2 protein-coding genes are annotated in these 1560 nt (G+C 33.7%); both read right to left on the minus strand.

Annotated elements, in window-relative coordinates:
• Positions 1-164: 164 nt before the first annotated feature.
• Positions 165-653, minus strand: coding sequence for a hypothetical protein (locus C0512_RS15535; protein WP_290863212.1), 489 nt, complete (start codon positions 651-653; stop codon positions 165-167).
• Positions 654-975: 322 nt separating this feature from the next.
• Positions 976-1458, minus strand: a complete 483-nt coding sequence (locus C0512_RS15540) for a hypothetical protein (protein WP_290863214.1) — start codon at positions 1456-1458, stop codon at positions 976-978.
• Positions 1459-1560 lie beyond the last annotated feature (102 nt).

Here is a 1560-nt window from a genome sequence, read left to right on the forward strand (position 1 = left end):
TTATAGGGCAAATTATCATCTAAGGATCGTCCGCTATCATCCCACCCCAAAAGAATGGACAATATTGGACTGATGCGCCTGATTATCTCCAGGAGAGAAATAATTCTTTGCTTGAGATCAGTTGAGGTATTCACCCACCTTCCAACCAGCCACGCTGGCAACAGTTAGGTTATTTCGAAGTCACATATTGACCTCTTATATGATCTTTGATGCGTATTTTCAATTTTTATATCAACATCTTCGAAAACGATTTCGATCTCTGTTTTATCTGAGAAAAAAAATCGATGGGCATATCGATCGTTTATAAGAACTTCGATTTCGTTGCTTAAAACTTCTTTATTTTTATTTTTAAAAATATAATCAAGCATTTTTTCATTCAAAACACATACATTTTTGTAGTTAATTTCTAGAAAATAGTAACCGATTAATAAATCTCCAAAAACACCATGTATTTTTAAATAGTTGTTGTTCTGCGAAAACACTATTTTATCGATGATTCCGTCATGAAAAAAAATTGATTTTGCAAAAAGTTTCAAAACAAAAGGAATTTCATTGTAGATGCTATCAACGTATTGTTTATACATCATCAATCGTGCATCAATTTCATCATCGCTAATTGTGCTAAAACACCATTTTTCATCAAAGTATTTCATTAGTTACTCCTACGGAGATTGCCATCCATTATTTTTTAACCAATCTATTTCAGCATTTGTGAGATCTCTGTTTCCGTGTTTCCATGTGCCGTCTGAATTCAAAGCTGAGCCATCTTTAAAGTGTACGTGGTCTTTCTCATATTCGCCACGACCTTTGTCGGCTCTTTCTACAGATTTGGGCGATTTTCCTTGTTCAATTTGTTTTTGTAAATTTCCTGGAGATTTTTTTTCGTTTTGATTCTGGTTATTAGGAAGCTTATGATTTTCCTGATAAAGCTAACACTATTTCCCCTTAAGCAAACCAAGCAATTCAAAAAATTGATCAGTAGGGGAAAATATAGTTTTCTATAGGAGCAAATTTGATACTTTCCGTGAAGTAATTATCAGAAATAACTTTAACCACGTTCTCGTCTTTTGTGTATACATACATGTATTGATCGTCTACAGCTCTGACTGTTACATCAGTTTCTTGTATTAACTCGTAATAATCAAGATTTCGAGTTGATCTTTCTTTAAAGGATTCCCAACCTGATGGATAGTTTTTATATAAAAAGAAGTCTGCCCAATCAAATTGAATAACAGTTTTAAATTTTGGAAGCACTTCGTTTAGTTCGATTGGAACGTGCTCTATTTGTTGAAAATAAAGAACCATACCACCTTCGACATCGTCTGTAACAACATATTTGAGTTCTGTCGCCTTCATAATATGTAAGAGTAAATCATGAATAGATGTTCCTGGCAAACATCTTGGAACATCGTCGATAACTACTTCATACCAAAACTGGTTATTTAATTGATCATTCATGTCTTTATTTCCAATAAGAATCTATTTTTTCTGCGGGACTATTAGCAGCATTGGGTGCCGTTGCTGGATGAAAATGAGGATTTGGATGATCATTACGGCCAT

The organism is Flavobacterium sp., from assembly GCF_013822155.1.
Classification (GTDB): Bacteria; Bacteroidota; Bacteroidia; order Flavobacteriales; family Flavobacteriaceae; genus Flavobacterium.

Coding starts and splice junctions, on each gene's coding strand:
- C0512_RS15535 (WP_290863212.1), bottom strand. CDS start 653: ATGAAATACTTTGATGAAAAATGGTGTTTTAGCACAATTAGCGATGAT.
- C0512_RS15540 (WP_290863214.1), bottom strand. CDS start 1,458: ATGAATGATCAATTAAATAACCAGTTTTGGTATGAAGTAGTTATCGAC.